The sequence below is a fragment of the Shinella daejeonensis genome, from assembly GCF_024281235.1.
GTDB classification, from domain to species: domain Bacteria; phylum Pseudomonadota; class Alphaproteobacteria; order Rhizobiales; family Rhizobiaceae; genus Shinella; species Shinella daejeonensis.
In genome coordinates, this window is sequence record NZ_JAHWXY010000008.1 from 74,868 (window position 1) to 94,712 (window position 19,845).

Annotated in this window: 19 protein-coding genes and 1 tRNA gene; 8 read left to right on the forward strand and 12 right to left on the reverse strand. The window is 64.9% G+C overall.

Annotated features, from left to right (window positions below; translation table 11 throughout):
• Positions 1–21 precede the first annotated feature (21 nt).
• Positions 22–1,191 carry an amino acid aminotransferase gene (locus KYK29_RS17095; protein WP_254692108.1) on the reverse strand — a complete coding sequence of 390 codons (1,170 nt, stop codon included), beginning with the start codon at positions 1,189–1,191 and terminating at the stop codon, positions 22–24.
• A 174-nt stretch (positions 1,192–1,365) separates the two neighbouring features.
• On the opposite strand from KYK29_RS17095, the gene KYK29_RS17100 reads away from it, so the two are divergent.
• Positions 1,366–2,220 carry an endonuclease/exonuclease/phosphatase family protein gene (locus KYK29_RS17100; RefSeq protein ID WP_254692109.1) on the forward strand — a complete coding sequence of 285 codons (855 nt, stop codon included), beginning with the start codon at positions 1,366–1,368 and terminating at the stop codon, positions 2,218–2,220.
• On the opposite strand, the gene KYK29_RS17105 is transcribed toward KYK29_RS17100, so the two are convergent.
• Positions 2,192–3,649 (reverse strand): phospholipase D-like domain-containing protein, encoded by a 1,458-nt coding sequence (locus tag KYK29_RS17105; protein WP_254692110.1) that lies wholly within the window; start codon positions 3,647–3,649, stop codon positions 2,192–2,194. The two genes, KYK29_RS17100 and KYK29_RS17105, sit on opposite strands and share 29 nt — an antisense overlap.
• A 195-nt stretch (positions 3,650–3,844) precedes the next feature.
• On the opposite strand from KYK29_RS17105, the gene KYK29_RS17110 reads away from it, so the two are divergent.
• Positions 3,845–4,405 carry a methylated-DNA--[protein]-cysteine S-methyltransferase gene (locus KYK29_RS17110; RefSeq protein WP_254692111.1) on the forward strand — a complete coding sequence of 187 codons (561 nt, stop codon included), beginning with the start codon at positions 3,845–3,847 and terminating at the stop codon, positions 4,403–4,405.
• A gap of 161 nt (positions 4,406–4,566) precedes the next feature.
• Here the strand turns inward: KYK29_RS17110 and KYK29_RS17115 are convergent, their stop codons facing one another.
• The 5 genes from KYK29_RS17115 to KYK29_RS17135 form a co-directional block, all read right to left on the reverse strand.
• Complete coding sequence (locus KYK29_RS17115) at positions 4,567–5,859, reverse strand: NCS2 family permease (RefSeq protein WP_254692112.1); 1,293 nt, start codon at positions 5,857–5,859, stop codon at positions 4,567–4,569.
• 228 nt (positions 5,860–6,087) lie between these two features.
• A complete protein-coding gene (locus KYK29_RS17120; protein WP_254692113.1) occupies positions 6,088–6,546 on the reverse strand; it encodes a YbaK/EbsC family protein in 459 nt (152 codons plus the stop codon).
• Positions 6,547–6,876: 330 nt separating this feature from the next.
• Positions 6,877–7,620, reverse strand: a complete 744-nt coding sequence (locus tag KYK29_RS17125; protein ID WP_254692114.1) for a hypothetical protein — start codon at positions 7,618–7,620, stop codon at positions 6,877–6,879.
• 342 nt (positions 7,621–7,962) lie between these two features.
• Positions 7,963–8,047: transfer RNA gene (locus KYK29_RS17130), tRNA-Leu, on the reverse strand.
• 78 nt (positions 8,048–8,125) lie between these two features.
• Positions 8,126–9,553: a phosphomannomutase gene (locus KYK29_RS17135; RefSeq protein WP_254692115.1), complete on the reverse strand. Its 1,428-nt coding sequence runs from the start codon at positions 9,551–9,553 to the stop codon at positions 8,126–8,128.
• A gap of 129 nt (positions 9,554–9,682) precedes the next feature.
• Between KYK29_RS17135 and KYK29_RS17140 the strand changes: the two genes are divergently transcribed.
• A complete protein-coding gene (locus KYK29_RS17140) occupies positions 9,683–10,069 on the forward strand; it encodes a BA14K family protein (RefSeq protein ID WP_254692116.1) in 387 nt (128 codons plus the stop codon).
• 39 nt (positions 10,070–10,108) lie between these two features.
• Here KYK29_RS17140 and KYK29_RS17145 read toward each other — a convergent pair whose 3' ends face one another.
• Positions 10,109–10,408, reverse strand: a complete 300-nt coding sequence (locus KYK29_RS17145; protein WP_254692117.1) for an Rdx family protein — start codon at positions 10,406–10,408, stop codon at positions 10,109–10,111.
• 165 nt (positions 10,409–10,573) lie between these two features.
• On the opposite strand from KYK29_RS17145, the gene KYK29_RS17150 reads away from it, so the two are divergent.
• On the forward strand, positions 10,574–11,023 hold the full coding sequence (locus tag KYK29_RS17150) for a DoxX family protein (RefSeq protein WP_254692118.1): 450 nt from the start codon (positions 10,574–10,576) through the stop codon (positions 11,021–11,023).
• Positions 11,024–11,037: 14 nt separating this feature from the next.
• Here KYK29_RS17150 and KYK29_RS17155 read toward each other — a convergent pair whose 3' ends face one another.
• The gene (locus KYK29_RS17155; RefSeq protein ID WP_254692119.1) at positions 11,038–11,430 is read right to left on the reverse strand and encodes a hypothetical protein; all 393 of its coding nucleotides are present in this window, start codon (positions 11,428–11,430) and stop codon (positions 11,038–11,040) included.
• A gap of 283 nt (positions 11,431–11,713) precedes the next feature.
• Between KYK29_RS17155 and KYK29_RS17160 the strand changes: the two genes are divergently transcribed.
• Positions 11,714–12,478 carry a Crp/Fnr family transcriptional regulator gene (locus KYK29_RS17160; RefSeq protein ID WP_254692120.1) on the forward strand — a complete coding sequence of 255 codons (765 nt, stop codon included), beginning with the start codon at positions 11,714–11,716 and terminating at the stop codon, positions 12,476–12,478.
• 13 nt (positions 12,479–12,491) lie between these two features.
• On the opposite strand, the gene pyrC is transcribed toward KYK29_RS17160, so the two are convergent.
• Positions 12,492–13,544, reverse strand: a complete 1,053-nt coding sequence (gene pyrC, locus KYK29_RS17165) for a dihydroorotase (RefSeq protein ID WP_254692121.1) — start codon at positions 13,542–13,544, stop codon at positions 12,492–12,494.
• A 127-nt stretch (positions 13,545–13,671) separates the two neighbouring features.
• Here pyrC and KYK29_RS17170 point away from each other — a divergent pair, with 127 nt between their 5' ends.
• Together KYK29_RS17170 and KYK29_RS17175 are read left to right on the forward strand one after the other, a co-directional pair.
• Positions 13,672–14,400, forward strand: a complete 729-nt coding sequence (locus KYK29_RS17170) for a type 1 glutamine amidotransferase (protein WP_254692122.1) — start codon at positions 13,672–13,674, stop codon at positions 14,398–14,400.
• Positions 14,401–14,643: 243 nt separating this feature from the next.
• Positions 14,644–15,390 (forward strand): F0F1 ATP synthase subunit A, encoded by a 747-nt coding sequence (locus KYK29_RS17175; protein ID WP_254692123.1) that lies wholly within the window; start codon positions 14,644–14,646, stop codon positions 15,388–15,390.
• Positions 15,391–15,436: 46 nt separating this feature from the next.
• Here KYK29_RS17175 and lepA read toward each other — a convergent pair whose 3' ends face one another.
• Positions 15,437–17,269: a translation elongation factor 4 gene (gene lepA, locus KYK29_RS17180; RefSeq protein WP_254692124.1), complete on the reverse strand. Its 1,833-nt coding sequence runs from the start codon at positions 17,267–17,269 to the stop codon at positions 15,437–15,439.
• 58 nt (positions 17,270–17,327) lie between these two features.
• Complete coding sequence (locus KYK29_RS17185; RefSeq protein WP_254692125.1) at positions 17,328–18,581, reverse strand: MFS transporter; 1,254 nt, start codon at positions 18,579–18,581, stop codon at positions 17,328–17,330.
• Between the two features lie 198 nt (positions 18,582–18,779).
• Between KYK29_RS17185 and KYK29_RS17190 the strand changes: the two genes are divergently transcribed.
• Positions 18,780–19,805 carry a histone deacetylase family protein gene (locus KYK29_RS17190; RefSeq protein ID WP_254692126.1) on the forward strand — a complete coding sequence of 342 codons (1,026 nt, stop codon included), beginning with the start codon at positions 18,780–18,782 and terminating at the stop codon, positions 19,803–19,805.
• Positions 19,806–19,845: the final 40 nt, after the last annotated feature.

Consider the following 19,845-nt stretch of genomic DNA (forward strand, 5'->3'; position numbering starts at 1 on the left):
CTGCCTGAGCCTTCCGAACGTTCAGAGGCTGCGGAACTTCTCCGCGACGGTCTCGACCTCAAGGCTTTTCAGCCCGGCGATATTGATACGGCCAGAGGCGGGCATATAGATCGCGTGTTCATCGCGCAGCCGTGACACGTCCGCCGCATCGAGCGGCAGCAGCGAGAACATGCCTTCCTGATCGGCGATGGCCTCGAGCGCCGGCCAGCGCTGCGCGAGGCTGGCGGAAAGCCGCGTGCGGATCGCCGTGATACGCTGCCGCATGCCTTCAAGCTCGGCCATCCAGTCGGCCTTCAGCGTCTCGTCGCCGAGAATGGCGCTGACGATGGCCGAGCCGTGATCGGGCGGCATGGAATAGTTCACGCGCGCGAAAGCCGCCAGGTTGGTGCGCACGGAAAGCGCTGCGGCGGGCGTCTCGCAGACGGCATAGACGGCGCCGGTGCGTTCGCGATAGAGCCCGAAGGACTTCGAGCAGGACACCGCCACCAGCGCTTCGGGGACGGATGACAGCAGCATGCGCAGCCCGGCCGCGTCCTCGTCAAGGCCGCGGCCGAAGCCCTGATAGGCGATGTCAATAAGCGGAATGAGGCCGCGCGCGGCGATGATGTCGCAGACCATGCGCCATTGCGCCGTCGAAAGGCCGGCTCCGCTCGGATTGTGGCAGCTTGCATGCAGCAGAACGGCCTCGCCGCGCGCAGCCTGCGACAGGGCGTCCGTCATACGCTCGAAAAGCACGGTCTGCGAGGGAATGTCGAAGAAGGGATAAGGGGCGAGCGAAAGGCCTGCGGTCTCGAAGATCGCGGCGTGATTGGACCAGCCCGGCAGGCCGAGCCGCACGGTTCCGGCGCCGGTCTTGGCCAGCAGGTCCGCGGCGATCCGCAGCGCGCCGGAACCGCCGGGCGTCTGGAGCGTGGCAATCGCGCGGCCCCGGCCTTCGGCCCCCGCCGTCAGTTCCCAGAGACGCTCGAGGAAGACGGCGTCGCCTTCCGGTCCCACATAGGCCTTGGTCGCCTGTGTCTCGACAAGCCGCCGTTCGGCGGCCTTCACCGCGCGCAGGATCGGCGTCGCGCCCGTCTCGTCGCGATAGACGCCGACGCCGAGATCGACCTTGCCGGGACGCGTATCGGCGCGGAAGAGCCCGATCAGGGCGAGCAATGGATCATCGGGCTGGCGGGCAAGCGTCTCGAACATGGCGTCGTTTCTCGCAAAGGGTGAACGGAAGGGCGCTGGACCCTAGGCCAAAGGCGCGACAAAATCGACCGGCAACTTGCCCGAAAGCGGGCTTTCCGGCATTTTCCGCGCCGCTGCGGTTGCGGCGCGTGTCCGTGCCCCCATATGATGGGACAAGGCCACGAGGAAAATTTGGTGGACAGGAACAACAACGCAAAGCTCGCGCCGGCGGCGCTGCTGACGGCCATCCGCAAACGGCGGGGCCATCGGTCGGCGGAAAACAATCGCCCCGGCGATACCGTCATTGCCTCCTATAATGTGCACAAATGCGTGGGCGTCGACCGCCGCTTCGATCCGCAGCGCACGGCGGCCGTCATTGCCGAGATGGACGCCGACGTCATCGCCATCCAGGAAGCCGACAAGCGGTTCGGCAAACGCTCGGGCCTGCTCGACCTGGAGGCGCTGGAGCGCGATTGCGGCCTCGTTCCGGTGCCGATCACCGCGCTGTCGTCTTCCGGCCATGGCTGGCACGGCAATATGATCATGATCCGCAAGGGTGCGGTTTGCGCCGTCCGGCAGTTGAAGCTGCCGGGCGTCGAGCCGCGCGGCGCGCTGGTGGTGACGCTGGATTTCCCCACGGGCCGCCTGCGGCTGGTCGCCGCCCATTTCGGCCTGCTCAGGCGCTCGCGCGAGCAGCAGGCGATGGCGGTTCTTGCCTCGGTCGCCGAGGATGAGAACATGCCGACGCTGCTCGTCGGCGATCTCAACGAATGGCGTGTCGGCGACCGCTCCTCGCTCTCCCGCCTGAAGCCGGTCTTCGATCCGGTCGCTGGCGCGGTGCCGAGTTTTCCCTCGCGCTTTCCCGTTCTGGCGCTCGATCGGGCGCTCGGCCATCCGCACGACCTCGTCACCTCCCTTGACGCCCACGACACGCCGCTGGCCCGCATCGCCTCCGACCATCTGCCGATCAAGGCGCATATCGACCTCAAGGCGATATGGGAGCGCTCCTACGGCAACGAGCTTACAGATAGGGTGAGCCAAGCCATGTGACGCGCTCGATAAGCCGACGCAGGAAAGGCCGCGCGCGCAAGGCGTCGAGCTTCACCTGCTCCGCCTGGGAAAGAGCAAGGGCGATGCGCCTGCCGATCAGGTCGGCGAAGGGGCCGTCGATCACCTCGATGTCCACCTCGAAGTTCAATCGCAGCGAGCGCTGGTCGATATTCGACGAGCCGATATAGCTCCAGACGCCGTCGATCACCGTGAGCTTGGAGTGGTTGAAGGTTCCGGCGGACCGCCAGATGCGGCACCCCGCCTTCAGGAGCTGGTCGAATTGGGCGGTCATGGCGAGATCCACCAGCTTGAGATTGTTGACGGCGGGAACGACGATGTCGATCTCCACGCCACGCCGGGCGGCGGTGGCGATGGCGCTGATCAGTTCCCGGTCGGGCAGGAAATAGGGCGACATGATGTGGATGTGCCGCTTGGCAATGGAGACGGCTCCCATCAGCATGCGATGGTTGCTTTCGACGCTCTTGTCGGGGCCGGAAGAAACCACGCGCGCCAGCATGCCGTTTCCCGGCGCATCCGGCTGTGCGGGGATCTGCCAGGCAGGACCCGCCAGCACCCGCCCGCCGGAAAAGCGCCAGTCCTCATAGGCGGTGCGGAACAGATCGCGGACAATCGGCCCGGTCACGCGGAAATGCGTGTCGAGCGCGGCGGCCTCGCCGGCATGGACGGTGGAAAAGCCGGCGCGGATGTTGAGGCCGCCGGTGAAGCCGACGGCGCCGTCGACGACCAGGATCTTGCGGTGGGTGCGCAGGTTCGCATAGGGCAGCCGGAGGCCCATGACGATATTGCCGTTGAACACCTCGACCGGCACGCCGGCGCGGCGCAGGTCCGCCACGATGGAGGGGATGGAATAGCGCGCGCCGACCGCGTCGATCACCACCCGGACCTCCACTCCCCGCCGCACGGCCGCCGCAAGGGTCTCGACGAAGCGTCTGCCGACCGCGTCCCGGTCGAAGATATAGGTTTCCAGCAGGACCGAGCGTTTCGCCTGCCCGATCGCCTCCAGCATCGCGCCATAGGCCTCGTCGCCGTTGGAAAGCATGGCGATGCGGTTGCCGCTGGTGAGGCGGCCGCGGCTGACGTTGTCACCGAGCCGCTGCATGGCGGCGAGCGCCCCGCCAAAGGCGGATTGCACATGCTCGCCGGAGACCTCGTGACCGGTCTTCGGGTGGCCGTCGGCCAGCAGACCCTCGCGGCCGAGGTTGAGCGTCTTGCGGCGGATGCGGTTGACGCCGGCGATGGAATAGAGCAGCGCGCCGACAACGGGCGACAGCATGATGACGCCGACCCAGCCGATTGCCGCCCGCACTTCCTCCTTCGTCATCGTCGCATGAATGGCCGCCGGAACGCCGAGGACGAGCGACAGGACGACGAGGATATGCGGCCAATAGGCATAGAAGGTGTCGAGCATGTGCGCGCGGATCGTCCTTTCTGATCGGCGGCGGAATGTGCCGTCGACTATATATCGTCTTCGCCGCGACAATTGCGAGAGGGGCTATTGCATGGAAACGGCTGCGGAAAAGATCGCCCGGCCAGTGAAAAACGGGTTGATCCCCGTCGGCCGGGGGAGGATCCTGCGGGAGAATGGATGGAAGGAGAGACGGCCATGTCGAAAGCGGCCGGTCATCTGGTTTTCGAGACGGCGGGCGGGCCGTGCGGCGTCGCCTGGAGCGGTGCGGGCATTTTGCGTTTCCAGCTTCCCGCCGCCGATGCGGCGGCGGTGCGCCGTCTGCTCCTGCGCGACGGCGCGGTCGCCGGGACGGGGGCGCCGCCGGATTTCGTCCGTGCCGCCGTTACCGCCGTCCAGCGCTATTTTTCCGGCGAGGCCGTGGATTTCACCGATGTGCCGCTGGACCTTTCGGCGGAAAGCGGGACCTTCCGGACGATCTACGCCGAGACGCGCCGCCTGCGCTGGGGCGAGACGACGACCTATGGCGCGCTTGCCCGGGCGGTCGATGCGGGGCCGGAAGGCGCGCGCCTCGTGGGCCAGGCCATGGCGCGCAATCCGGTGGCGCTCATCATTCCCTGCCACCGGGTTCTGGCGGCCGGCGGCCGGGTCGGCGGTTTTTCCGCTCCGGGCGGCGCGCAGGCGAAGCTGAAGATGCTGGCGCTGGAGGGTATCGGTGTCGGACCGCCGCCCTCCGCCCAGCGCGCCTTCGGTTTCTGACGCGGCCGGCCGGTGGCGGCCGTGTCCACGAAAGCAAAGGGGGCCACGCTCGCCGCGCGGCCCCGTTGCTTTCGTTTGCGGTCAGCCGTTCCGTAGCGGCACCTGTTTTCTTAGCCGCATTTCCGGGCGCAAAACCGTTTCACACTTTTGCTGGAAATGCTCTATTCGGCGAAGAAGGCGAAGCGGATCACGAAGAGGACCGCCACGATCAGCGTTGCCGGATGGATGGCGCGCCATTGGCCGGTGAAGGCTTTCAGCACGACATAGCTCACGAAGCCGAAGGCCAGTCCGTTGGCGATGGAATAGGTGAACGGCATGGCGAGCGCCGTCAGCGCCGCCGGCGCCGCTTCCGTCAGTTCCTCCCATTCGACGTCGACCAGTTCGCGGATCATCAGGCAGGCCACATAGAGCAGCGCCGGCGCTGTCGCATAGGTCGGCACGGAGCCGGCCAGCGGCGCGATGAACAGGGCGGCGAGAAACAGCACGGCGACGACGAGGGCGGTAAGGCCGGTGCGGCCACCGGCCTGTACGCCGGACGCGCTTTCGACATAGGCGGTGGTGCTGCTCGTGCCGAGCATCGAACCGGCGACGATGGCGGTGCTGTCGGCCAGCAGCGCGCGGCCGAGACGGTTCGGCTTGCCTTCCTCGATGAGCTTCGCGCGCTTGGCGACGCCGATCAGCGTGCCGGTCGCGTCGAAGACCTCGACGAGCACGAAGACAAGGATGACGTGCAGCAGGCCGCCGTGCAGCGCGCCGACGATGTCGAGCTGGAAGAAGGTGGGCAGGATCGAAGGCGGCGCCGAGACCAGGCCCTGAAATTCGCTGACGCCGAGGAACCAGGACAGCACGGTGACGGTGAGGATGCCGATCAGGATGGAGCCCTTGACCCGCAGCGCATCGAGCACGGCGATGATGAAGAAGCCGAGGATCGCCAGGAGCGGCCCCGTCGCGGTGAGTTCACCGAGCCCGACGAGCGTTGCGGGATTGGCCACGACGATGCCGGAGCTTTTCAGCGCGATGATGCCGAGGAACAGGCCGATACCGGCGGCGATCGCGCTCCGGAGGGAATGCGGGATGCCGTCGATCAGCCAGCGCCGGATGCCGGTGACGGTCAGGATCACGAAGATCATGCCCGAGATGAACACCGCGCCCAGCGCCTGCTGCCAGGTGAAGCCCAGTGCGGCGACCACGGTGAAGGCGAAGAAGGCATTGAGTCCCATGCCGGGAGCCATGGCGATCGGCCAGTTGGCGACGAGCGCCATGATGGCCGAGCCGAGGGCGGCGGCCAGACAGGTCGCGACGAAGACCGCGTCGCGATCCATCCCGGTCGATGACAGGATATCCGGGTTGACGAAGATGATATAGGACATCGTGAGGAACGTCGTCAGGCCGGCCACCAGTTCGGTGCGGACGGACGTGCGGTGCTCACTGAGCTTGAAAAGCCGTTCAAACATGTTTTCTCCCCCCAATGGCGAACGCCAGGGGCGTCGCCTTGCATTGACAGCCGGCCGGGCATCTCCTCCGTCCGTCCGGCCGCAGGCGGCCGCTTCGCCGGGGAAGCCTGCCGTCCGCAAGTCCGGCATAGTGCTTTTTGTCACGCTTTTGCGCCAGACGGCAATTGCCGTGAATTTCGACGAAAGTCTTTCAGGAAATGCGCGCCGTCGCGATCGCCGGCCCCGTGCCTATTCGCAGACGTCGACCCACTGCGCCGAAACGAGTTCGGCCATGCGAAGCGGGGCGATGCGCACCGCCGCATTGGTCGCGCCTGCCGCCGGCACCACCTCGGTGAAGGGCCGCAGCGATTCGTCGCAATAGACGGCAAGTGCGGACGGCAGGCCGAAGGGGCAGACGCCGCCCGGCGGATGGCTGGTCGCGGCGATCACCGTATCGGCGTCCAGCATGCGCGGCTTGCCGCCGAAACGGTCCTTGAACTTGCGGTTGCTGAGCCTCGCGGTTCCGCTGGTCACGAGCAGCAGGACGTCTTCGCCGACCCTGAGGCAGATGGTCTTGGCGATCTGTTCGGGCGCAACCGAATGGGCGGCAGCCGCCAGTGCGACGGTGGCGGAGCTTTCCTCCGTGACCAGAACGGGGATATCGGGAGCATGCTGCTGGAAAAAGGCGCGGACGGATTCAAGGGACATGGATATCGAAAGCTTGCGAGGGTTCGGCGGCTGGAACGTCTGGTGGTCACGGATAAGGGCCGATTCGGCCGGCCGTCATGAAAGCACAAAAACAGTGCCCGCGCCGCCATCATTTGCGCCCATGCGCCACCAGAACCCATCTCACAGGACGCACCATCCCGCCGGGGACTGTGATCGACTATGAAAAAGGGATGAAAAGCGAACGCAATCAATGCGTTCTGAATGGAATGGTGCCCAGGAGAGGACTCCTGATGGTTGCGTATCATATTGAATATATTGAACCATCTTAATGTCTGAATGTATATGGCCCGTGCCTTGACCCGTGCTGCGTCAAATCAACGATTGAGAGAAGTTGCCGATGCGTTGAACCTTATGTGATTTCGATACCCATGCCGATCCTGATTTGACGATCTCGACCCTGATGCTGCCCGTCCGCGCCGACCCTGCTGCTTCGATGGCTTCCGAGGGGATTTGTAACAACTCGACATGCAGAGGCTTCGTTTCGATGAGGCCCACCACCGTGCATTTCTCATGTGCGACCGGGGCAGAAAACACGTAGCTCCCGTCGTCTTCCTTGAGACCGTAGCTCACATGGAAGCGGTGCTGCTTCCCCTTGATGATCGAATAGAAATGAACGGCATCGCGGTTCGGGTCGTCTTCCTCGGGGAAGGCGCATTGCCAGCCTGCCATCTGGACGAAGCCCATGACCACGTTGACGCTCGCGTCAGCAGCCGCGTTGAAGTGCTTCTTCTCGGCAAAGTCGAGTTCGGGAATATCGCCGTTCGCCAGCCATGCGCTGTCCACGCCGAGCACCTTGGCCAGCATGAGCAGCTTCTGGTTCCGGGGGCGGCCCCGGCCGTGATACCAGCGGTATGCTGTCTGAAGACTCACGTTGATGCCGTTCATCTTCATCTGCTGCATTATCCAGGTCGATCGACCCTTGTCAGCCGGCATGTCTCTGATCTTGTCGCATGCGATTTTCATTCGTCTGGCGAATGCGGGATCAACATCCGGCTCCCTCGCCAGATCGATATCTTCGTCCGTTAGGTCCTTTGCGTCTCGTGCGGCGATCATAGTCAAATTCCCTGAGCTGTCCTATTGTGCTGCAGGTAGGGCCGCGCGCGGAGGAAGTAAAATTAAAAGTTAGAAATAACTTTGAGAGTTACTTGTATCATTAACGAATAGCTAAGGGATTTCGCTGTGTTTTGCGTCAGATCGGGTACGGTTCACAAACGGTCGGGTATTTTGTGAGCCGTACCTTGGACCGTACATCGGCTATGACTGCAAGCCAAATGCACTGAAACAGATAGGCACGGACTAAAACAACGTCTTCGCGGAAATCCTTTTGTTTTGAATTCCCTATGTCCAATTTTCGGGACGCAGGGTGGTGTTTTAAACACCTTGAAACAAAAGGAATGGTGCCCAGAAGAGGACTCGAACCTCCACGCCTCGCGGCACAGGTACCTGAAACCTGCGCGTCTACCAATTCCGCCATCTGGGCGACGGAGAGGCATGTACGAGGACGGCCGGCTGCTGTCAACAGGCATTTTGAAGTTTTCGCGACGGCCTGGCGGATTGGTCAGCGCGCCGCCGCCCACTCGCGGATGCGCCGGAGCCCGGCATTCAGAAGCGCTGCTGCGGACGCGTCGTTTTCGGCTTCCACGTAGCAGCGCATTTCCGGGGCGTTGCCGGAGGGGCGGAAGTGGATGATGCGGCCGTCTTCAAGCGTCACGCGCAGGCCGTCGATATCGCTCGTTTCAAGCGGTGCGCCGAGCGGTGCGAGAAAGGCCGACAGCGCCCCCGCGCCGGAGCGCAGCTCGGCCATCAGCGCAGCACTTGTCTCGACAGGAAAATTCTCCAGCCTGTCGCTTGCCGCGACCGGCAGGCCGAAGCCTGCGGCAATTTCCGAAAGCGGGCGCCTTTCCCCGGCAAGCAGGGAAAGGACCGCAAGAACGGGCAGCAGGCTGTCGCGCGTCGGCAGCGGCGCGAGCACGCCTCCGTTGACCGAAAAGGCGGTGGCGGTCAGCGTGCCGCCGTTCGCCTCGAAGCCGGCCACGGCGGTTTGGCCGGCCGCGACCGCCTCGTTCATCGCGGCGATCACATAGGGCGAGCCGACCCGGGTGCGCAGAACCCGCGCGCCAAGCGCCGTTTCGAGGCCGGAATTGGAGGTGACGGGGGTGGCGACGGCGGTCGCGCCGAGGAAACGGCTTGCGATAAGGCCGAGAAGATCGCCGCGAAGCGGCATGCCGGCCTCGTCGGCGATGAGCGGCCTGTCGCCATCGCCGTCGGCCGAGACGATCGCGTCCAGCCGCTCGGCCTGCGCCCAGCCGGACAGCAGCGCCACGGTTTCGGCAGAGACGGCCTCCGTATCGACGGGAATGAAGGTTTCGGAATGCCCGAGCGGAATAATGTCCGCCCCATAGCGGGAGAGAATGGAGACAAAGAGGTCGCGCGCCACCGTGGAATGCCGGTAGACGCCGATCCTGAGGCCCTTGAGGCGGTCGGTGGGTAATAGCGCCAGATTGCGGGCTTCGTAGAGCGAGAGTGTCTCGGCGCTCAGGTCTTCCGGCGTGATGCGGGCAGGGGCGGCCATCCCCGCGCTGCGGATCGCCTCGGCGGCGCGGGTGATGGCGGCCTCGTCGTCCTTGTCGATTTCGCCGTCCGGCCGGTAGAATTTTATGCCGTTGCGGTCGGCCGGAATATGGGAGCCGGTCACCATCAGGCAGGCTGCCCGGCGGGCAAGCCCCATCAGCGCCAGCGCCGGCGTCGGCGGCGTCCCGCAATCGGCGGGATGCAGGCCCTCGGCATGGAGCGCATCCATCGCGATTGCCGCGATCGTCGGGCTGGACTCGCGAAAATCCCGCCCGACCAGCACCGTGTCGCCCGGCTTCGCCTGTCCACTCTCAAGCAGGTGCCGGGCGAAGGCGCGCACATAAAGGGCGCTTGCCGGCCCGGCGAGTTCGCTGGAGAGGCCTCGAAGGCCGCTGGTGCCGAATTTGAGGCTCATAGCGCTTCCTGTTTTTCCCGGCGAACGCCGGTTCACCACCGATCCGACATCAATAAAACAAAAAGCCTGAACGTAATGCAAATCAGGGACGCAACGGGACAACGAGCCCGATATGTCTGAGGAACCGACATGTCCGCAATTCAAAATGTCATTTTCGGCTGCGCAATAACCGCCGCCTCGACCTTCGCGCCGCTCGGCGCATCGCAGGCCGCTCCGTTCCCCATGCCCGACGTCCAGACGGAGGGCAACGGCGCGTTGACGAAGGTCCAGGCTTTCTGCTTCGGTTACCATTGCGGCTGGGAGCGCCGCCATTACCGGCCACGGTATTATTATCGCGACCACTACCGCCTGCGGCCCTACTATCGTCCGCGCTACGAGCGGCCGCGCTATTACTACGGCGGCGGCAGGGCGCATGTGCGCTGGTGCCTGAACCGCTACCGCACCTATAATCCCGCCACCGACCGCTATCATGCGGGGCGCGGGATCTATCGGGTCTGCTATTCGCCCTACCGCTGAGGCAGGCGACGCCGGCGGCGGGCTTTGTCCCGCTGTCGGTCAGGCGTCGGTTGTGCCGCTGCGGTCGACGTGACCGAGATCGCGCTGCGGATCGATAATGTCGCGGACACGCTGCTTGAGCTCTTTCGCGCCGGGAAAGCCGCCGTCGCGTTTGCGCTCCCATATCAGGGTCTCGTCGACCCGGATTTCGAAACTGCCGCCGGTGCCGGGAATGAGCGCCACCTCCGCGAGGCTGTCGGAAAAGGTCGACAGCAGTTCCTGCGCCATCCAGCCGGCCCGCAGCAGCCAGTTGCACTGGGTGCAGTAGAGAATGGAAACACGAGGCCTTGCATCGGACATGGACGTCTCCTCTGTATCGCGGAGGCCCACGCGGGCCGTTCCCCGGGGAGACGCGTTCCTCACGGAAATGTCAATGCATTTTATCGCCGATTGATCGGCAGGCGCTTGTCCCGGGGCTCTATCCGGTCGAATGTGTGCGATGCAACATCACCAGCAGGAGCCCCGATGACCGAGCCCGCCACCAATCGCCCCCGTCTGATCCTGCCGTCGCTTGGCGGCCTCTATGCGGCGCTGGGGGAAAGCGCGGAAACCCTCCTGCGCCTTGCCGCCGGCCTGCTTCTCGTCAGCCACGGCTACGGCAAGATCCTCAATCCCTTCGGTGCAAGCGGCATGGTCGAAAGCCTGGGCTTTTATCCCGGCGCGCTCTGGTCGCTGCTTCTGGCGATAACCGAGTTCTTTGGCGGCATCCTGATTGCGATCGGCCTTTTCACCCGTCCCGCGGCCTTCGCCGCGACGATCGTTCTGGCGGTCACCGTCTATTTCCACGGCGTGGTTCAGGGTGAAGGCATCGGCGGTGCGGAGAAGTCGATTCTCTGGACGCTGATCCTGTTCTTCTTCGCCATCCGCGGATCCAACGCCCATTCGGTCGATGCCCGGATCGGCCGCCAGTTCTGAGGCAATTTCGGGTCTTACCGGAAGTTTTCGAGGCATCTGGCCGGTGGTCGCATCCACCGGCTGACCAGCGCAATCAACGCTTCGCCGTCATAGGGCTTCATGATCACCGGCAGGTCTTCGAGCGTGGCGAGACCCTGTCCCGCCCGGTCGTTGGCGGTGGTCAGGAGCAGCGGCACGCCGGCTTTTCGCAGGCGGTCGATGCGCGGGGCCGCCTCCGCCGCGTCGAACGGCAGGTCCAGCAGGCAAAGGTCGATTTTTGCCAGCGATGGCGCGTCCCACCGGTCGAACTGATCCGGCTGCAACAGCGTGGTGCGGCAGGCGATTGCCGAGGTGATGAGATATTCCGCATCGAGCGCGACCAGAAATTCCGGCTCGACGATCAGGATATGCGGTGATGACGTCTGCATGTCGTCGTTTCCTTGCGTCGCCGCCCTTCCGGACGGGGGCATGCAATCTGCGTCGCCCCGACGCCGCCGTCATTTAAAAAAGACATAGAGCCTTTCCAGCAAAAGCGTGAAACGGTTTTGCATCCGGAAATGCGGCTGGAACAAAGAGATGGAGCGGTTCTACCGCTTCAGTGAAAACCGGAACCGCTAGAGGCCCGGCGGAACAAGCCGTGGCATGCGACGTTTGCCATCGCGAGGGTCGGGGTCTTGCGAAGGCCGGCGGGCCGAATGGCAGGGGGCGGGAATGGCGAATGGCACGGCGGAACGGCACACGCGCTGGCGTACCCCCTGTTTCAAGTGTCCGTTGCGGAAGCTTGAGGTTTTCCGCGATTTCAGCGCCGAGGAACTGGAATTCGTCTCGCATTTCAAGGCGGGAGAGCTTTCCGTCGCGCGCGGGGCGACCGTCCTTGTGGCGGAGACCCATAGTCCCCATCTCTTCACCCTGCTGTCCGGCTGGGCCTTCCGCTACAAGCTTCTGCCGGACGGGCGGCGGCAAATTCTCAACTATGCGCTGCCCGGCGATCTCATCGGCCTGCAAAGCGGCCTGATGGGGGAAATGGACCATTCCGTCGAGGCGCTGACGCCGCTGACGCTCTGCGTCTTCGAGCGGTCGCGGCTGGAAAGGCTTTTCGAGAGGCATCCCTCCCTCGCTTACGACATCACCTGGATCGCCGCAAACGAGGAGCGCATCCTCGACGAGCATCTGCTGAGCATCGGGCGGCGCTCCGCGCTGGAGCGGGCGGCCTATCTGCTTTCCTTCCTGCACCAGCGGGCGCGCGCCCTCGGGGAGGCCGCGGAAGACGACCGGCGTTTCATTCCCGTCACGCAGCAGCATGTCGCAGATACGCTCGGCCTTTCGCTTGTCCATACCAACAAGACCCTGCGCCGGCTGGCGCAGCGCAAGCTTGCAAGCTGGAAGGACCGGGGTTGCGAGATCGAGGACGCCGAGGGCCTGCTTGCCCTTTCCGGTTGGGACGGGCTGACGCGGCAGCCCCGGCCCTTCATCTGACGCTGGCCGGATTTCAGGCGACGTCCCAATAAAGCGGGAACATCGGGTCGAAGACAGTCACCGGTCCCGCCCCCGTATCGCGCCGGGCAGGAAAGACGACCGGCGTGTCCCGGCGCAGGAGCCGGATCCGCTCCTCGTTCGGCGGCAGGCCGTACCAGGCCGGCCCGTGGAGCGAGGTGAAGGCTTCGAGGCGGTCGAGGGCGCCTTCCTCCTCGAAAACATGGGCCAGGCAGCTCATGGTGTTGATCGACGTATAGATGCCGGCGCAGCCGCAGCCGCATTCCTTGAGCGGATCGGCATGGGGAGCGGAATCGGTTCCGAGGAAGAAATGTGCGTCGCCGGAGGTGGCGGCCTCGCGCAGCGCCAGCCGATGCTCCTCGCGCTTGGCGACCGGCAGGCAATAATAATGCGGACGGATGCCACCGACGAGGATGGCGTTGCGATTGATGATGAGATGATGGGTGGTGATCGAGCCGGCAAGATTGGCCTTGGCCGTGCGGATATAGTCGACGCCGTCCTTCGTCGTGACATGCTCCATGGTGATGCGCAGCTCCGGCAGCCGTTCGCGCAATGGATCGAGCACCGTTTCGATGAAGACGGCCTCGCGGTCGAAGATGTCGATCTCGGGCGTCGTCACCTCGCCGTGCACGCAGAGCGTCAGGCCGATCTTCGCCATTCGTTCCAGTACGGGCATCACCTTCGCGAGATCGCGCACGCCGCTGTGCGAATTGGTCGTGGCGCCAGCGGGATAGAGCTTGACCGCCCGGATCAGCCCGCTGCGGTGGCCCGCCTCCACGTCGTCGGGATTCGTGTGCTCGGTGAGATAGAGCGTCATCAGCGGTTCGAAGCGGTCGCCTTGCGGAAGGGCGTCGAGAATGCGCTGGCGATAGCCGGCCGCATCGTCCGTGGTCACCACCGGCGGCACCAGGTTCGGCATGATGATGGCGCGGGCGAAATGCCGGCTGGTGTCGCCGATCACGCCGGCCAGCATCGCGCCGTCGCGCAGGTGCAGGTGCCAGTCGTCGGGGCGGCGGATCGAAAGTTCGGTAAGGGTCGTATCGCGCATCTGGTCGTCTCCCGCTTCTGCCGGCTGCGATAGCATCGTCAGGCCCGCGCGACAATCGCCGGATCGCTCTTGAACGGAACGGCCGCCCGTGATTGTCTCCGGCCGGTTCGAGCGGAAAGGATGCCTCATGCGCGTGCTGGTGGTGGAAAACGACAGGGTGACGGAACTCGGCCGGATCGGCGCGGCGCTTTGCGAGGCGGGGGCGACGCTCGACATCTGCCGGCCGCATGCCGGTGAGCCGATCCCCGGCGACGATCGCGCCCATGACGCGATCATTGTCATGGGTGGCCCGCAGAATGCGCTCGACGACGAGCGCCACCCCTATCTTCCGGCGCTGAGCCGGCTGATGCGCCGGTTCGGCGAAGAGGACAAGTCGGTGCTCGGCGTCTGCCTCGGCAGCCAGCTTCTGGCCCGCGCCTATGGGGCGGAAAACCATATCGGCGTGGCGACCGAATTCGGCTGGTGCGACGTGTCGCTGACGGCCGAAGGCCGGGCCGATCCGGTCCTGTCGGCTGCCGCCGACCGCTTCGCGATCTTCCAGTGGCACAGCGATACGTTCGCGTTGCCGCAGGGCGCGGTGCGGCTTGCCGAAAGCGACGTGGCCGCAAACCAGGCCTTCCGTATCGGACGTGCGGTCTATGGCACGCAGTTCCATTTCGAGGCCGACCGCGCGGTGGTCGACCTGTGGGTCCGGAATTTCCCCGAAACGGTCGAGGCGCTGTCGCCCGGCTGGCTGGAGCGGCGCGCGGGGCTGGCGACCGAATATGGACCGGCCTCCGAGGCGACGGGCCTTGCGCTTGCCCGCGCCTGGGTGACGACCGTTCAGGCCCGTTCTGGAAACGGCGGGCGCAAGTGATCGCCTTTTCACCGGCAGCGGTCTAGGCGCGCGCGTCTTTTTGGGTATATGCTGGCCGGCAGAGTGAAGATGAAGCCTTGAAACATCATCCCGCCAGTCCTGGAACGCCGTTTTCGGCCTTTGCGGCAGCGCCCGCAACGGCACGCTGCTCCTGCGGGACCCTTCGCTCCTCTCCCTTCTTCATCGGCCGGTCAGCCGCCCCGCGCTTGCGGTTGCATGGTGCCGCCAAGACGAGGATTTCCGATGGCCGGACCGATTGAGCAATTCGAGATCAAGCCCATTGTCCCCCTGGAAATGGGGGGGATCGACCTCAGCTTCACCAATGCGTCCGCCTATATGGTGCTGACCGTCGGGGTGGCGGGGGCCTTCCTGCTGCTGGCGACGGGCCGGCGGGGACTGGTGCCCGGCCGCTGGCAATCCGCCGCCGAAATGGTCACGGAATTCGTGGCGACGACGCTGCGCTCGAATGCGGGCGAAAAGGGGATGCGCTTCTTCCCGCTCGTCTTCTCGCTGTTCATGTTCATCCTCACCGCCAATCTGGTCGGCATGTTTCCCTATGCCTTCACGGTGACGAGCCAGCTGATCGTCACCTTCGGACTGGCGATGCTGGTTTTCGCCACCGTGACCCTTTACGGCCTCGCCCGGCATGGCTTCGGCTTCCTGAGGCTTTTCGTGCCCGAGGGCGTGCCACTCATCCTGACGCCGATCATCGTGCCGATCGAGACGATCTCCTATCTGTCCCGGCCGGTCAGCCATTCCGTCCGTCTCTTCGCGGTCATGCTGGCGGGTCATATCACGATCAAGGTGTTTGCCGGCTTCGTCGTGTCGATGGGCGGCTTCGGCGCGCTCGGGATGCTGGGCGCGGTGCTGCCCTTCGCCATGACGGTGGCGCTGACGGCGCTGGAATTCCTGATGGCGGCCATTCAGGCCTATGTCTTCACCATGCTGACTTGCATGTATCTCAACGACGCGCTGCATCCGCACCACTGAGGCGCGTTGCTTCGAAACTGGCGCGCAAGGATGTGGCTTCGCCGGCCTATTCGTCGCCCATCTTGAGTGCTGCGATGAAGGCTTCCTGCGGGATTTCCACCTTGCCGAACTGGCGCATGCGCTTCTTGCCTTCCTTCTGCTTTTCCAGAAGCTTGCGCTTGCGGGTGGCGTCGCCGCCGTAGCATTTGGCAGTCACGTCCTTGCGCAGCGCCCGCACGGTCTCGCGGGCGATGACCTTGCCGCCGATGGCCGCCTGGATCGGGATCTGGAACATATGCGGCGGGATCAGTTCCTTCAGCTTCTCGCACATGGTGCGGCCGCGCCGGTCGGCTGCGGAACGGTGAACGAGCATGGAAAGCGCGTCGACCGGCTCGCCATTGACGAGGATCGACAGCTTGACGAGGTCGCTCTCGCGATAATCCGCCAGATTGTAGTCGAAGGACGCATAGCCCTTGGAGATCGACTTCAGCCGGTCGTAGAAGTCGAAGACCACCTCGTTGAGCGGCAGTTCGTAGGTCAGCATCGCGCGGCTGCCGACATAGGTGAGTTCCGTCTGGATGCCGCGCCGGTCCTGGCAAAGCTTCAGGATGCCGCCGAGATATTCGTCCGGCGTCATGATCGTCGCCTTGATCCAGGGCTCGCGGAATTCGGAAATCTTCACGATGTCCGGCATGTCGGCCGGGTTGTGCAGTTCCTTCTCGGTGCCGTCGGTCATGGTGAGCTGGTAGACGACGGAAGGCGCCGTGGCGATCAGGTCGAGGTCGAATTCGCGCGAAAGGCGCTCCTGGATGATCTCGAGATGCAGAAGGCCGAGGAAGCCGCAGCGGAAGCCGAAGCCGAGGGCCGCCGAGCTTTCCATCTCGAAGGAGAAGGAAGCGTCGTTGAGGCGCAGCTTGCCCATGGCCGAGCGCAATTCCTCGAAGTCGGCGGCATCGACCGGGAAGAGACCGCAGAACACCACCGGCTGGGCCGGCTTGAAGCCCGGCAGGGCCTTGTCCGTCGGACGCCTGTCGTCGGTGATCGTATCGCCGACGCGCGTATCGGCGACCTCCTTGATGGACGCGGTGATGAAGCCGATCTCGCCGGGGCCGAGCGAATCCATGGCGACCATCTTCGGCGTCAGCACGCCGACGCGCTCGACGGAATATTTCGCACCCGTTCCCATCATGCGGATGGACTGGCCCTTGTTGAGCCGGCCCTCGATGACGCGCACGAGCACCATGACGCCGAGATAGGTGTCGTACCAGCTGTCGACGAGCAGCGCCTTCAGCGGCGCTTTCTCGCCGCCTTCGCTCTTCGGTGCGGGCAGGCGCTCGACGATGGCTTCCAGCACGTCCGGGATGCCGAGGCCGGTCTTGGCCGAAATGAGCACGGCATCCGAGGCGTCGATGCCGATCACCTCTTCGATCTGTTCCTTGATGCGGTCGGGTTCGGCGGCCGGAAGGTCGATCTTGTTGAGCACGGTGACGAGTTCGTGGTCGTTGTCGATCGCCTGATAGACGTTGGCGAGCGTCTGGGCCTCCACGCCCTGGCTGGCGTCGACGACGAGCAGCGAGCCCTCGCAGGCCGACAGCGACCGCGAGACTTCATAGGCGAAGTCGACGTGACCGGGCGTGTCGATGAGGTTCAGCACATAGGTCTCGCCGTTCTGCGCCTTGTAATGCAGGCGCACGGTCTGGGCCTTGATGGTGATGCCGCGCTCGCGCTCGATCTCCATATTGTCGAGGACCTGCGCGCTCATTTCGCGTTCGGCAAGGCCGCCGCAGGCCTGGATCAGCCGATCGGCAAGCGTCGACTTGCCGTGGTCGATATGCGCGACAATCGAGAAATTGCGGATGTGATCGAGGGGCGTCGAAGAATTGGTGCTCATGCGCGCCATATAGCAGCGGGCAACACGCAGGCAAAGCGGTAAATGAACGCTTCGTTCACCATCCCGCTCACGGTTCCCGGGGCGGTTCGCCTTCCACGAGCGCGCCGGCGTTCGGCACCTGGGCGCTCCTGAGCTCGAAGTTCTCGCGTTCTTCGGGCGGCACCGTCTCGCGGCGGCGCAGCCGCGTGGCGACGAACACTCCATAGGTGAGCGCGACGGCGATCACCGCATAGATGAAGGTGTGATCGCCGAGGACCGGCGTCAGCGCCGTCACCCCGAGCGGCACCAGCGTCGCGGAGACCGACCAGGCCACGAGCATGGTGGAGGCGAGCGGCACGAAATCCTCCGGATCCGTCCGGTCGTTGGCGTGGGCGTTGGCGATGGAATAGACCGATTCCGTAGCGCCCGCCCAGATCGCATAGACGAAGATCAGCAGCAGGAAAGCCTGGAACGTGACGAAGAGGGCGGCGACCGCCGCGCCTGCGATGAGCAGGCAGGTGGCGATCAGGACGATGCGCCGGTCGATGCGGTCGGACAGCAGGCCGAGCGGGTACTGCACGAAGAGCAGGCCGAACTGCATGGAAAACATCAGCAGCGCCACATCCGACTGGCTCACCTTCTGGCTTGTCGCGAAGATCGGCGTGAACCCCTGCACCACCATGGAAAGGCCTCCGGCGGCGAGGATGCCGGCAAGCGCCACCGGAGAATTGCGCCAGGCCATGGCGAAGTCGAGGCTGACGCGGGCGGGCGGCGGCGGCGTCGGCAGGCGGGTCAGGCCGATCGGCAGCAGCGCCAGCGTCGTCGACAGGATGGTGATGAGCGGCGCCAGATTGCCCTCCGCAGGCAATTGCCCGAACAGCCAGGCTCCGACGCCGAGCCCGAGCAGATAGGTCATGTAGAAGAACGACATGGCCTTGCCGCGCCAGCGGTTGTCGCTGGCGTGGTTGATCCAGCTCTGGGCGATGATGAAATTGGCGTTTCCGGCCGCGCCGTAGATGCCGCGCGCCAGCACCCAGACGAGCGGATTGAGACCGAGGGCGACCAGCACCGCGGCGAGGATCACCAGCGCGAGAGAGCAGGAGAAGGCGCGGGCGTGTCCGACCCGCCGGATGACCGGTCCGGCGATGATGCAGCCGATCAGCCCGCCGAAGGCAATCGCCGTCACCGCGGCGCCCGAGGACCAGTCCGGTGCGCCGGAAAGCGTCAGGACATAGGGCACATAGGCGAGCATGATGCCGTTGCCGATCGCCACGAAGGTCATGGAGACGACGATGGCGGTAATGGAAAAGAGCGAAGAAGCCCGCACCGCCGGTCCCGTCATCTATTTCTCCCCGTTTCGATTCGACGTCGCCACCATAGCGGGAGGGGGCGTGGCGCATTGTCGCCGCAGCGCCATGGTGAAAATAATTTTCCCTCCTTCATCTGGCCCCGGTGCGGCTGCGCCGACGCGCCCGGCGGTTGCCTTGCGGCAAAAATGCACTAACGTCGCGCCGGGAGAATTCGAGGAAGGGAGCCTTTCGTGCGCGTCATATTTTCCGAGGATCACAAGCTCAGGAATGCCCGGACCGAACTGTTCGGGGGCGAACTGGTGCCGCCCTTCGAAGCCCCGTTCCGGGCGGAGTGGATCCTGGCGGCGGTGAAGGAGGCGGGGTTCACCGACGTGTCCGCGCCGCATGCGCACGGGCTTGAAACCGCGCTCAAGGTGCATGACGCCGGCTATCTCGCCTTTCTCGAAACGGCCTGGGAACGCTGGGTGGCCGCTGGCTACAAGGGCGAGGCCATCGCCACCTCGTTTCCCGTCCGCCGCACCTCGCCGCGCATCCCGACCGATATCGAGGGCGTGCTCGGCTACTATTGCAACGCTTCCGAAACGGCGATCTCGCCGGGCACCTGGGAGGCGGCCGTCTCGTCCATGCGCTCCGCCGTCACCGCCGCCGATATCGTAGCGGAAGGCGCGGCGTCCGTCTTCGCCCTTTGCCGCCCGCCGGGTCATCATGCCGGCATTGACAGTTTCGGCGGCTATTGCTTCATCAACAATGCCGCCGTCGCCGCCCAGCGCCTGCTCGACAAGGGAGCGGGCAGGGTGGCGATCCTCGATGTCGATTTCCATCACGGCAACGGCACCCAGGACATCTTCTACGACCGCGCGGACGTCTTCTTCGCCTCGCTGCACGGCGATCCCGCCGATGCCTTCCCGCATTTCCTCGGCTATGCGGAGGAGACCGGCAAGGGGCCGGGCGAGGGCATGACGCGCAATTATCCGATGCCGCCCGGCACGCCCTATGCCGTCTGGGGCGAGGCGCTGGCCGATGCGTTGAAGCGGATCGCCGCCTTCGGCGCGGAGGCGATCGTCGTCTCGCTGGGGGTCGACACGTTCGAGAAGGATCCGATCTCCTTCTTCAAGCTGGCCACGCCGGATTTCCTCGCCATGGGGCGGGCGATCGCCGGAAGCGGCGTTCCGGTGGTGGTCTGCATGGAGGGCGGTTACGGCGTTGAGGAAATCGGCCTCAATGTCGCCAATGTGCTGCGGGGCATCGAGGGCTGACGCCGGTCGCCCCGACTATGGATTTTTCGCCATGTGCGCT

Bases quoted from the DNA above. Each gene is read 5' to 3' on its own strand.
- KYK29_RS17095 (WP_254692108.1), bottom strand. From the start codon at position 1,191: ATGTTCGAGACGCTTGCCCGCCAGCCCGATGATCCATTGCTCGCCCTG.
- KYK29_RS17105 (WP_254692110.1), bottom strand. From the start codon at position 3,649: ATGCTCGACACCTTCTATGCCTATTGGCCGCATATCCTCGTCGTCCTG.
- KYK29_RS17110 (WP_254692111.1), top strand. From the start codon at position 3,845: ATGTCGAAAGCGGCCGGTCATCTGGTTTTCGAGACGGCGGGCGGGCCG.
- KYK29_RS17115 (WP_254692112.1), bottom strand. From the start codon at position 5,859: ATGTTTGAACGGCTTTTCAAGCTCAGTGAGCACCGCACGTCCGTCCGC.
- KYK29_RS17120 (WP_254692113.1), bottom strand. From the start codon at position 6,546: ATGTCCCTTGAATCCGTCCGCGCCTTTTTCCAGCAGCATGCTCCCGAT.
- KYK29_RS17125 (WP_254692114.1), bottom strand. From the start codon at position 7,620: ATGATCGCCGCACGAGACGCAAAGGACCTAACGGACGAAGATATCGAT.
- KYK29_RS17135 (WP_254692115.1), bottom strand. From the start codon at position 9,553: ATGAGCCTCAAATTCGGCACCAGCGGCCTTCGAGGCCTCTCCAGCGAA.
- KYK29_RS17140 (WP_254692116.1), top strand. From the start codon at position 9,683: ATGTCCGCAATTCAAAATGTCATTTTCGGCTGCGCAATAACCGCCGCC.
- KYK29_RS17145 (WP_254692117.1), bottom strand. From the start codon at position 10,408: ATGTCCGATGCAAGGCCTCGTGTTTCCATTCTCTACTGCACCCAGTGC.
- KYK29_RS17150 (WP_254692118.1), top strand. From the start codon at position 10,574: ATGACCGAGCCCGCCACCAATCGCCCCCGTCTGATCCTGCCGTCGCTT.
- KYK29_RS17155 (WP_254692119.1), bottom strand. From the start codon at position 11,430: ATGCAGACGTCATCACCGCATATCCTGATCGTCGAGCCGGAATTTCTG.
- KYK29_RS17160 (WP_254692120.1), top strand. From the start codon at position 11,714: ATGGCGAATGGCACGGCGGAACGGCACACGCGCTGGCGTACCCCCTGT.
- pyrC (WP_254692121.1), bottom strand. From the start codon at position 13,544: ATGCGCGATACGACCCTTACCGAACTTTCGATCCGCCGCCCCGACGAC.
- KYK29_RS17170 (WP_254692122.1), top strand. From the start codon at position 13,672: ATGCGCGTGCTGGTGGTGGAAAACGACAGGGTGACGGAACTCGGCCGG.
- KYK29_RS17175 (WP_254692123.1), top strand. From the start codon at position 14,644: ATGGCCGGACCGATTGAGCAATTCGAGATCAAGCCCATTGTCCCCCTG.
- lepA (WP_254692124.1), bottom strand. From the start codon at position 17,269: ATGGCGCGCATGAGCACCAATTCTTCGACGCCCCTCGATCACATCCGC.
- KYK29_RS17185 (WP_254692125.1), bottom strand. From the start codon at position 18,581: ATGACGGGACCGGCGGTGCGGGCTTCTTCGCTCTTTTCCATTACCGCC.